This window comes from Thermoanaerobacterales bacterium (assembly GCA_030019475.1).
Lineage (GTDB): Bacteria > Bacillota > Desulfotomaculia > Desulfotomaculales > JASEER01 > JASEER01.
This window is the reverse complement of sequence record JASEER010000007.1, coordinates 64596-75201: the sequence shown is the minus strand read 5'-3', so window position 1 is coordinate 75201 and position 10606 is coordinate 64596. Positions and strand designations below refer to the sequence as shown.

The following is a 10606-nucleotide window of genomic DNA, read 5'->3' as shown; positions in this document are numbered from 1 at the left end:
TCCCAAGGTAGATTTAACCCCGCTTGGCCATCTCGCCGAAGACCTCGATCTGGCGACTCTCGAAATGGGGAAACAGGGTCAGATACGGGTTGTCCCAATCCCCCCTCACCCCCAGGCGTTTGAACTCCTCACGCTGGATGTCCACGAACTTGAGGGCGAATTCCTTGCACCGCTGGCGGAACTCCAGGGGGCCGACCTCGTGCCGCCGGATCTTCAAGGCCTTGATGGCCTGCACCTCGATGGGCAGCCCGTGGGTGTCCCAGCCGGGGACGTACGGGGCGTCGTATCCGGCCATGCTGTGAAACTTGATGACCATATCCTTGAGCACCTTGTTCATCGCGGTGCCCATGTGAATATGCCCGTTCGCGTACGGGGGGCCGTCGTGCAGGATAAACTTCGGGCGCCCCCGGTTCTTGCCCTGTGCCAGGCTGTACAGGCCGATCTCCTGCCAGAACCTTAGAATCTCGGGCTCCCGCTGAGGCAGGTTGGCCCGCATGGGGAAATCGGTCCGTGGCAGGTTCAGTGTCGCACCATAGTCCATTGTGTCTCTCTCTCCCTCCGGTGTGCGCTGGACAATTAAAAAACCCTCTCATCCTGCAGGGACGAGAGAGTCATCTTCCCGTGGTACCACCCTTATGGGCGACCGGCGGCACCGGTCCCCACTTTACGCCGGATAACGGCGGCGCGCCGGCAGGACTTACTCGCCTTTCGGTCCTGCGCCTCCCGGGTGATTTTCGCGCCACCCCTGGCCGCCCGGCTTCCACCGCCCCGGGCTCGCTGCAGGCTGGTTTGTGGCCTACTCCTCCCGTTCACCGGCCTTGCCTCTTCAATTTCCGCTTTATTATATTTGAAACTCTATTCCCTCGTCAACCGCAGCAGGGCCAGGACATCGGCGCCCTTCTTCCCTTCCACCCGGACCAGCTTGTCCCGCCCGGTATGGCCCGACCGGATGCTGATCCGTCCCGCGGGCACACCCAAAAGGTCGGCCAGGTAAGCGCAAAGCGCCTTGTTTGCCAGCCCGTCCACCGGTGGCGCGGTAACCCGTACCTTCAACGCGTCCCCGTGCAGCCCGGCCAATTCGTTGCGTGCCGCCCGCGGCTGCAGGCGGACGTGCAAGGTCACCCCCGCCGCGTCCTCTTTCACCAGAGGCCCGTTCATGAGATGTTCCAGAGCAATGAAAGCACGAAGCGCCGGATAAGATCCAGGACGATAAAGGCGGCGATCGGCGAGATGTCGACCATGCCGATGGGCGGGATGATGCGCCGGAAAAGGCCCAGGAAAGGCTCGGTTATCTCATAAATGAAGCGGATAATCGGGTTGCGCGGGTCGTGCCGAACCCAGGAGAGCAGGATGCGGGCGATCATAAGCCAGGAATAGACCTGGAAGGCCACGTTAACCAGCTGGATGAGTAAGGACATTGGCACACCTCAATAAGGCTCTGAAATTAGGTCGCTTCGCGCCGGTAATCAGCGTACTTCGTACGCGTAATTAGCTCGCTGCGCTCGCGAAATTTGTAGGGTCCAACCCCTATGAATTTCTACTTAATTTCGCACCCGTCGGGGTGCCAATTACGATCGCAAAGCTACAGACTTCTTCGTCGCCATCTCCACGGCACGGATCAGGCACCCGCGCACGGCCCCCGCTTCGAGCACCGCCAGGCCCTCGGCCGTCGTTCCCCCGGGAGTAGTAACCATATCCTTCAGCCGGCCGGGATGCTCTCCGGTCTCCAGGACCATCCGCGCCGCGCCGACCAGGGTCTGTGCCGCCAGCAGCGTCGCGACGTCCCGCGGAAGCCCCATGCGCACCCCGCCGTCGCTGAGGGCCTCGATCATCAGGTAGACGTAGGCCGGCCCGCTGCCGGAGAGCCCCGTGACGGCATCAAGCAGTTGCTCGGGAACCTCCACCACACGCCCCACGGCCCCCAGGATGTCCCGGGCATAAGACGCTTGAGCGGGCCCCGCCCCCCGACCGGGGGCGAAGGCGCTGGCCCCCTCGTTCACCAGGCACGGGGTGTTGGGCATCACCCGAATCAGGGCCACCTCAGGCGGCGTGTGTTCCTCAAGGAAGGACAGGGGAACCCCGGCCGCGATGCTGATCAGGGTGTGCCGCGGCCCCAGGCTCGGCGCCAGCCCGTCCAGGACGGTACCCAGTATGTAGGGCTTCACCGCCAGGATGATGATTTCACATTCGGCCGCCACGCGGGTGTTATCGGTTGTCGTCCGCACGCCGAACTCCCGGGCCAGGCGGTCCAGCTGCTCCGCCCTGACATCGCTGACCCAGACCTGCTCCGGGGCCACCAACCCGGCGTTGACGACGCCTCTAGCCAGGGCCTCTCCCATGGCTCCACCGCCGATAAGGCCCAGTTTCTTCCCTTGTAAACCCACTTTAAGTTACTCCTTTACAGTTTCATCCATGAAAAAAGTCCCTTTTCGGGTTCCGTCCCTTTAAGCGTACCGTCGATATCCACGTTCGAGGGGACGAAAAGGAAGATGCCCGCCCCAACCTTTTGCAGTCCGCCGTTCAGGCCGTAGGTCGTGCCCATGAGGAAATCGACGATCCGGCGGGCCAGGTCGGCCTCGGCCTTTTCCAGGTTCACGACCACCGGCCGGCGGTTTTTCAGGTGGTCGGCGATTTCCTGCACCTCGTCAAAGGTCCGCGGCTCGGTGACTACGACCCGCATCTGGCGCTGACTGTGCAGGCTCAGCACCGCCCCTTTCTTCTTCGACGGCGCGTTATACAGACCCTCCTGTGCTTCCTCGGCCTGGCGTTCAGGCTGGCTGTGGTCCCCAGCCGGCTCTTCTTCGTCAAAGCCAATGAACCCCAGGACCTTATCCATCAGCTTAGCCACCCGTAAACATCCCCCTGCTTTCAGTGTATGCGCTCCGGGCGCCGAAGACGGCCGAGCCAACGCGCACCAGATTGGCTCCTTCCTCTATAGCCACAGTATAGTCGTTTGACATTCCCATGGAAAGGTATTTTAACGAAAATCCAGGAACCCGGCCTGCAATTTCCCGGCCAAGGGACCTCAGGGCCCGGAAAACCGGCCGTACTTCTTCCGGATCGTCCGCCTGCGGGGCGATCGTCATCAGGCCCTGGATGGACAGGCCGGGAAGCCTGCCGGCCGCTTCGGCCAGGTCGGCGGCCGCCTCGGGCTCCACGCCGTACTTGGTCGTTTCCCGCGCCACATTGACCTGTATCAGGACCGGGACAACGAGGCCGCGGGCCGCCGCACAGCGGCTGATCTCCTCGGCAAGGTTCCACCGGTCGAGGCTGTGGATCAGGGTGACGTGTTCGATGAGGGAGCGGACTTTGTTCCGCTGGAGGTGCCCGATAAAGTGCCAGCGAACCCCGGCCAGGCGTTTTTGCTTTACCAGCAGTTCCTGCACCCGGTTCTCGCCCAGGTCCCGGCAGCCGTTCTCAAAGGCCGTCCTGATGACATCCACCGGTATTCCCTTGGTCACGGCCACCAGGGTGATCTCCCGGGCATCCCTTCCCGCGCGGGCGGCGGCCTCGGCGATTTTCCCCCGCACCCGCTCCAGGTTTTCGCGTACGTCAACGGCCATTCTAGCGCGCGCGGACTCCTTCCCGTACCCACCGGGGATTTGCGATGTAGCGGGTGCCGACCTCAAGCCCCGGACCGGAAATAAAGGCCTGTCCCCCCAGGCGATGCTCCACCCTCACCGGCACCCAATGCGCCACGCCCTTGGGCGCAAGGTAAAGCCCCGGCCGCCCTTCACGGAAAACCAGGGCGTTCTCGGGCACGGCCAGCCCGGCTGCCCGGCGCGTCATAACCCGGCAGGAAAGCCGGCGAACACCGAGCAGGCGTTGTGGATAGGAATCGACCCGCAAGGCTACAACCGTCCCCGTTCCGTCGGGGAGAACGCCGGCCACCTCCGCCCCGAAGGGCGTCCCCCCTTCCTCGCGCATCGTCCAGGAGGCGCCGGCCTTGACCAGGCTCGGAGGCAGGCTTCCCGGCTCCACCCTGACACGCAGGATCAACGGGTCAAGGTTATCCACCACGCGTGCCACCGGTTGCCCGCCGGACAGGACATCACCGTCATGCCGGTCAATCGCCCGTGCAGGTGGAAGCTCGCGGGCGGCCCAGGGGTCTTCCGGGTCAAGAAGCGTTTCCATCCCGTCGAGGCGGTAAGAAAGGACCCCTGCGACCGGCGCGCGGAGGGCGTACTTCTGGCCTGGGGTCTCGAGGTAGGCGAAAGGCGTCCCCTTTCTCACCCGCTCGCCTTCGGGGACAGAGCAACGAAGCGTCCCCTCCGCCGGGGCGGCCACCACCGTCTCGTCACGTATCACCAGGGCCTCAATGATCTTCTCTTCAACGGCCTCGGCCTCGCGCATCGGCTCCACGCGCGCCAGCATGCCGGCCACAACCGGCCAGGCAAGCCAGGCCGCCAAGGCCAGGCCCATAACACCGGAAAGAAAAACGAAACGCCGTTGTCGCCGGCGTGTTAAAACCACGCGCTCACCTTAATGGATTAGGATTACCCAAGCTATTCGCCGGCGGTCCGGGTAAATCCTGCACCCGCTAATTCAGCTCCTGCAGTTCCCCCGTCACCAGGAAAATGACATCCTCCGCGATGTTCGTCGCGCGATCGGCCAGTCGCTCCAGGTGGCGGGCCACCAGCAGGAGATAGACCACGCAGGGGATGGTGTGCGGGTTCTCCTGCATGAACACGATGAGGTTCTGGAAAATCTGGTGGTAGATCTCGTCAACCTCGTCATCGGTCTCGCAGAGCTGGCGGGCCTTGGTCGTATCGGCGTGGACGTAAGAGTCAAGGCCGTCCTTGACCATCTGCTGAACCAGGCGGGCCATCTTGGGAATGAGGTCCAGGGCCTCGGCGGGCATCCGCCCACAAACGCACATCGCCGCGCGTGCGATGTCCACGGCGTGGTCCCCCATCCGCTCCAGGTTGGTCAAAATCTTAATCCCGGTCACGATGATCCGCAGGTCACGGGCCATCGGCTGCTGGGTGGCGATTAACCGGACACAGTCGTTCTCGATTTCATAGCGCAGGGCGTCGATGGCGTCGTCACCCATGACCACTTTCTTGGCGATCATCGGGTCCTGCTTGATAAGGGATTCAATGGCGTCATAAATGTTCTGCTCCACCAGGCTGGCCATCCGCAGGATATCTTGCTGCAGAACAGCCAGTTCCCGGTCGAAGCTCTGCCGGTTGGCCAATCCCATCACTCTCCCCGTCCCCGGCCGTCGGGCCGGAGCAATTCTCGTTTTTTCTCTTGTGATATATGTAACTAACCTTACCATATCCCCCCATAAACGACAATAGGAAATATCAACCGAAACGCCCGGTTATATAATCCTCGGTGCGCCTGTCACGCGGCTTGGTGAAGATGACCTCCGTACGCCCGTATTCCACCAGGTCCCCGGACAGGAAAAAGGCCGTGGTATCCGATACCCGGGCCGCCTGCTGCATGTTATGGGTAACGATGACGATAGTGTACTTATGCTTCAGTTCCTGGAGTAGTTCTTCGATCTTGAGGGTGGAAACCGGGTCGAGGGCCGAGGTGGGCTCATCCATGAGCACTACCTCCGGCTCCACGGCGAGCAGGCGCGCGATGCACAGCCGCTGCTGCTGCCCGCCCGAGAGGCCCAGGGCGGACCTGCGCAGCCGGTCCTTGACCTCGTCCCAGAGAGCGGCCCCCTGCAGGCTGCGCTCGACCAGCTCGTCGAGCCGGGCCTTGTTCTTCAGGCCGTGAATCCGCGGGCCGTAGGCCACGTTGTCGTATATACTCATCGGGAAGGGGTTCGGCCGCTGAAAGACCATTCCCACGCGCTTGCGGAGCTGAACCACGTCCATGTCCGGCGCGAAGATGTCCTGGCCGTCGAGCAGGACCTTCCCCCCGACGCGCACGCCCTCGATGAGGTCATTCATCCGGTTCAGTACGCGCAGGAAGGTCGTCTTGCCGCAGCCCGAAGGGCCGATGAGGGCCGTGATCTCGTTTTCCTGGATGTCAATGCTGACATGGCGCAGAGCTTGGAAGTCTTTATAGTAAAGGTCCAGATCCTGAACGGCGATTTTCATCTGCATCGTCGTCCCTCCCCAACGAACTGTAGCACAACCCTGTTAGTTCAGCGTTAAGCCCATGTTAAATCCTCATTAAGAAGGGGACAGGGCCGGGAGCCTGACGGTAAAGGAGGTCCCCTTCCCGACCGTGCTGCTGACGCTGACCTGCCCGCCGTGCCCCTCCACGACATGTTTGACGATGGCCAGGCCCAGCCCGGTTCCGCCCCTCCCGGCGGCGCGGGCCCGGTCCACCCGGTAGAAACGCTCGAAGATCCGGGGAAGAGCCTCTTCCGGGATGCCGATTCCGGTATCGCGGACCTCGATCATCACCCGGTCTTCCTCGTTCCAGGCCTTCAGGTGGATGGCCCCGCGGTCGGTAAACTTCAGGGCGTTGGACAGCAGGTTGTCCAGCACCTGGGTAAGGAGGTCCGCCTCCCCGCCCACCAGCGGCAGTTCGTCAGGCACCTCGACCTCCAGCGTCAGCCCCCGGGCCGCGGCCTGCTCGGAAAACACGTCGGCCGCCCGCTTCACCAGGGCGCGCACATCCACCGGCACCCGGCGGAAGTGACGCTGGTGCTCCTCTATCTTACCTAGCTTGAGCATCTCTTCGACCAGGCGCGACAGGCGCGCCGCTTCCTGGTCGATGATCCCCAGGAAGCGGCGGGCGACCTCGGGGTCGTCCACGGCCTCGTCCATCAGTGTCTCGACAAATCCGCGGATCGAGGTTAACGGCGTCCGCAGCTCATGGGATACGTTGGCAATGAATTCCGTGCGTAACCTTTCCAGGCGTCGCCGTTCAGTAATGTCACGCAGGATGGCGACCACCCCGCCCTCGGCACCCTTCAAGGGCGTGAGATGGGCGCTGAAAATCCGCGGCTCCGGGGTCAAAAGGCGCAGTTCCTGTTTTACGGGCTTTCCCGTCTGCAGGACTTCCCGCCACAGCCTCTCCAACTCGTAGTCGCGCACCGCCTGGAGAAGGGGCTTTCCTCGCACAATGCCCTCGCTGATGCCGAAGACCTTTTCCATCACCGGGTTGAGGGCCATTACCCGCCCTTCGCCGTCGAGGGCGATCATGCCGTCGGCCATGCTGTCCAGGATGGCCTGCATACGGTTACGCTCTTCCGTGACCTCGACCAGCGAGCGGCGCAGGCTGTTGGCCAGCTTATTCAGGCTCTGGGCCAGTTTCCCCGCCGGGTCGGAGCCGGAAAAGCGTATGCGGCGCTCCAGGTCGCCCCCGGCGATGTCGGTGGCCGCCTCGGCGACCTCCTGCAGGGGACGGGTGACCGCGCGGCTTGTCAGGTAGGCGGCGGCCGCCGTGACCAGCGCCGCGAGGACGATGCCCGCCGTCTCCGGGATGACCCCGGCGCGAGTCAGGCCGTAGACCCCTCCCAGGATCAGGACCAACGCTATGAAGCCGGTAAAGATTTTCGTCTGCAAGGTTTGATACATCCTGATCTATTACCCCTCGCGTACCCGGTAGCCTACACCGCGGACCGTCTCAATCAGCCCGTCTCCCAGCGGCAACCCGGACAGCTTCTGCCTGATGTGGCGGACATGGACATCCACGGTACGTGAATCCCCGCCGTATTCGTAACCCCAAACGCTCTCCAGGAGTTCCTCCCGCGTCAGGACCCGCCCTCGGTGCTGCGCCAGATACCAGAGGAGTTCGAACTCTTTGGGCGTCAAGCTTACATTCCGGCCGCCGCAAGCGATAGTGTACTGCCGGGGGTCAATGGTCAGGCCGTCGCAGGTAAGGACATCCTTTTCGGGTTCCGCCGCCTTGCGGCGGAGGTGGGCCTTAACCCGGGCCGCCAGTTCCCGTACCGAGAAGGGTTTCGTAATGTAGTCGTCGGCCCCGGTCTCCAGCCCCAGCACCCGGTCCGTTTCCTGGCCCCGCGCGCTTAACATAATGATGGGGATACGGCCGGTGGAGGGACCGTTGCGCAGACGACGGCATATCGCCAGGCCGTCCTGCTCGGGCAGCATCACGTCCAGGATAACCAGGTCGGGGAGCCGTTCCTGGGCAAGGTGCAGGGCCGTCACCCCGTCCCCGGCCGTCAGCACCCGGTGGCCTTCCCTCTCCAGGGCGTAGCGGACCAGTTCCAGGATGTGTTTCTCGTCGTCCACGACCAGGATCATTGCCATCCGGCTTCACCCCTCCAGCATGACCAGGCCCGCCATCCGTCCCGTGGTCCCCCGGCCGGCGCGGTAGGAGAACAAGGTCTCATGGTGACAAGCCGTGCACAGCCCGGCAACGGCGATGCGGCCCTCCGCCAGGCCCGCCGCCAGAAGGTGGCGGCGGTTCGCCTCCCAGAGGTCCAGCCGCCAGGTCCCGCCGTCCGCCGGCACTAGGTACGGTAACGGGCCTTCCCCAAAGCGGGCCGCGGTTTCGTTCCCCACCCGGTAGCAGCACGGGCCGATCGACGGCCCGATAACGGCCCAGAGGTCCTCCGGGCGGCAGCCACACTCTTCTTTCATTACCTTTACGGCGGTCTCGGCGATGTGCCCCGCGGTGCCGCGCCAGCCGGCGTGGATCAGGGCCGCCGCCCGCCGCACGGGGTCGTAAAGAAAGAGCGGAACGCAGTCGGCAAAAAAGGCCAGCAGGGGCAGCCCCGGCGCTGTGGTCACCAGGCCGTCGATCCCCGGCAGCGCGTCATCCACGGCCATCGCTCCATTTCCGGCCTCTTTTTTCCCGACCACCGCCACGCGCGTTCCGTGGACCTGCGCCGCGCAAACCGCCTTTTCGGGGTCGTAGCCCAGCGTCTCCCCCAGCGTGGCCCGGTTCGCCAGCACCCGCCGCGGCTCGTCACCAACGTGCAGCCCCAGGTTCAGGGTGGCGTAAGGGCCCTCGCTGCAACCTCCGTGCCGCGTGGTGAAGCCGGCGATGATGCCCTCCAGGCCGGCAAACGGCAGGTAGAGGGGCACCCCGTTACGTGACTCCGCCGCGAAAAGCGCCTTCTTTTCATCTCCCCGCATTCTCAGGCCACACCTTTACCCCCGGCTTTCTCGTCGATGAGCTGCTGCAGTTCATTGAGCCGCGACATAACCTCGTCATAGACCGCGCGGTCCGGGTTCTGCTCCAGGAAGTTCTCCAGCCGCGCCCAGAAGCCGGCGCAGGCCTGGCGGACCTTGTCCTGCACGTGCCGCCCGCCCCGCACGGCCACGGTCTCCTGCCAGCGGGGTATAACCCCCAGAAGGCCGACGTCCTTAACGATCCGGTCCTGGAGCGCCCGCGCGGCCGCCGGCTCGCCGTGGACGAGGAAGAACTGCTGGGGAAGCACAGAGAACTTCTTTAACCAGTTGACCAGCATGCGCTGGTCGGCGTGGGCGGAAAAGCCGTCGATGTTGACGATTTCCGCCCGGACACAGATGTCGTCGCCGAAGATGCGCACGTCCTTCTCGCCGTTCAGCAGGCGCCGCCCCAGCGTGCCCTCGGCCTGGTAGCCGACGAAGACCACGCTCGATTCCGGCCGCCACAGGTTATGCTTCAGGTGGTGCCGGATACGCCCGGCGTCGCACATTCCGCTTCCGGCGATAATCACCAGCCCGCTCGGCGTGGCGTTGAGCATCCGGGATTCCTCGGCGGTCTGCGAGAACCGGAGGTTCGGCATTTCAAGCGGGGCCGCCCCGGCCGCCACCAGCTCCCGCGTCTCGTCGTCGTAACACTCGTGGTGGTTGGTGAAGACCCTCGTCACCGCGGCCGCCAGGGGACTGTCCACATAGATCTGCACCGGCGGGAGTTCGCCGGCCCTGCTGAGGAGGGACAGGTCGTAGATCAGTTCCTGGGTGCGCTCAACGGCGAAGGCGGGGATAAGGACGTTCCCGCCCCGTTTGTAGGTGCGCTGGATAACGTCCCGCAACCGGGCCTTCATATCCAGGCCCTCGGGGTTATGGATGCGGTCGCCGTAAGTGGATTCCAGCAAGAGGCAGTCGGCCTCCCAGATGTCGGTGGGGTCTTCGACGAAGGGCCGGCCGTAGTTGCCCAGGTCCCCGGAAAAGACAAACTTGGTCTCCTGGTCGCCGTCCCGCACCCAGAGTTCGATCAGCGCCGAGCCCAGGATATGCCCCGCATCCCGGAAACGGGCGCGGACCCCCCGGCAGAGCTGGACCTCTTCATCGTAACCGACACCCTGAAACAAGCGCATCGCCGCCAGGGCATCATCCACTGTATAGATAGGCTGGATCAGCGGGCGCCCGGCCCGCCGCGCCTTGCGGTTCTTGTTTTCCACCTCTGTTTCCTGTACGTGGGCGCTGTCCGGCAAAAGGGCGCCGCACAGGTCCATGGTGCAGCGGGTGGTAATAATCGGACCGTTGTACCCGTGTTTCACCAGCTTCGGGATGAGGCCGCTGTGGTCGATATGGGCGTGGGTCAACAGCACGTAATCGATGCTCCGCGGCGGGAAAGGAAAAGGATCATAGTTGCGCTGCTTAACGGTTTTGGACCCCTGGAAGAGGCCGCAGTCCACCATAATCCGGCAGTAACTGGTGTCGAGAACGAAGCAGGACCCGGTTACGGTATCAGCAGCCCCGTAAAAAGTTAAAAACACACAAAAACCTCCCCCGCT

12 protein-coding genes and 1 pseudogene are annotated in these 10606 nt (G+C 63.8%); all 13 read right to left on the bottom strand.

Translation table 11 applies throughout. From position 1 onward, the window contains the following. Nucleotides 1-16 precede the first annotated feature (16 nt). The 13 genes and pseudogenes from QMC81_03365 to QMC81_03305 all read right to left on the bottom strand — a co-directional run bounded on the left by QMC81_03365 (nucleotide 17) and on the right by QMC81_03305 (nucleotide 10588). Nucleotides 17-541 (bottom strand): annotated as a pseudogene (locus QMC81_03365) (class I tRNA ligase family protein). 314 nt (nucleotides 542-855) lie between these two features. Continuing rightward, on the bottom strand, nucleotides 856-1122 hold the full coding sequence (locus QMC81_03360) for a DUF167 domain-containing protein (protein ID MDI6906518.1): 267 nt from the start codon (nucleotides 1120-1122) through the stop codon (nucleotides 856-858). Nucleotides 1123-1154: 32 nt separating this feature from the next. Next, the gene (locus QMC81_03355) at nucleotides 1155-1418 is read right to left on the bottom strand and encodes a YggT family protein (protein MDI6906517.1); all 264 of its coding nucleotides are present in this window, start codon (nucleotides 1416-1418) and stop codon (nucleotides 1155-1157) included. A gap of 150 nt (nucleotides 1419-1568) precedes the next feature. Beyond that, complete coding sequence (gene proC / locus QMC81_03350; GenBank protein ID MDI6906516.1) at nucleotides 1569-2384, bottom strand: pyrroline-5-carboxylate reductase; 816 nt, start codon at nucleotides 2382-2384, stop codon at nucleotides 1569-1571. Nucleotides 2385-2398: 14 nt separating this feature from the next. Next, nucleotides 2399-2848, bottom strand: coding sequence for a cell division protein SepF (locus QMC81_03345; GenBank protein MDI6906515.1), 450 nt, complete (start codon nucleotides 2846-2848; stop codon nucleotides 2399-2401). Then, complete coding sequence (locus QMC81_03340) at nucleotides 2841-3563, bottom strand: YggS family pyridoxal phosphate-dependent enzyme (protein ID MDI6906514.1); 723 nt, start codon at nucleotides 3561-3563, stop codon at nucleotides 2841-2843. The genes QMC81_03345 and QMC81_03340 overlap by 8 nt, the downstream gene beginning before the upstream one ends. A 1-nt stretch (nucleotide 3564) precedes the next feature. Further along, the gene (locus QMC81_03335; GenBank protein ID MDI6906513.1) at nucleotides 3565-4422 is read right to left on the bottom strand and encodes an HlyD family efflux transporter periplasmic adaptor subunit; all 858 of its coding nucleotides are present in this window, start codon (nucleotides 4420-4422) and stop codon (nucleotides 3565-3567) included. Nucleotides 4423-4540: 118 nt separating this feature from the next. Then, nucleotides 4541-5203: a phosphate signaling complex protein PhoU gene (phoU, locus tag QMC81_03330; protein MDI6906512.1), complete on the bottom strand. Its 663-nt coding sequence runs from the start codon at nucleotides 5201-5203 to the stop codon at nucleotides 4541-4543. Between the two features lie 106 nt (nucleotides 5204-5309). Next, complete coding sequence (pstB, locus tag QMC81_03325; protein ID MDI6906511.1) at nucleotides 5310-6065, bottom strand: phosphate ABC transporter ATP-binding protein PstB; 756 nt, start codon at nucleotides 6063-6065, stop codon at nucleotides 5310-5312. 69 nt (nucleotides 6066-6134) lie between these two features. Continuing rightward, the gene (locus QMC81_03320; GenBank protein MDI6906510.1) at nucleotides 6135-7478 is read right to left on the bottom strand and encodes an ATP-binding protein; all 1344 of its coding nucleotides are present in this window, start codon (nucleotides 7476-7478) and stop codon (nucleotides 6135-6137) included. A 21-nt stretch (nucleotides 7479-7499) separates the two neighbouring features. Then, nucleotides 7500-8186, bottom strand: coding sequence for a response regulator transcription factor (locus QMC81_03315; protein ID MDI6906509.1), 687 nt, complete (start codon nucleotides 8184-8186; stop codon nucleotides 7500-7502). 6 nt (nucleotides 8187-8192) lie between these two features. Then, nucleotides 8193-9017 carry a peptidoglycan editing factor PgeF gene (gene pgeF, locus QMC81_03310; GenBank protein MDI6906508.1) on the bottom strand — a complete coding sequence of 275 codons (825 nt, stop codon included), beginning with the start codon at nucleotides 9015-9017 and terminating at the stop codon, nucleotides 8193-8195. Nucleotides 9018-9019: 2 nt separating this feature from the next. Further along, nucleotides 9020-10588 carry an MBL fold metallo-hydrolase gene (locus tag QMC81_03305; protein MDI6906507.1) on the bottom strand — a complete coding sequence of 523 codons (1569 nt, stop codon included), beginning with the start codon at nucleotides 10586-10588 and terminating at the stop codon, nucleotides 9020-9022. Between the last annotated feature and the right edge of the window lie 18 nt (nucleotides 10589-10606).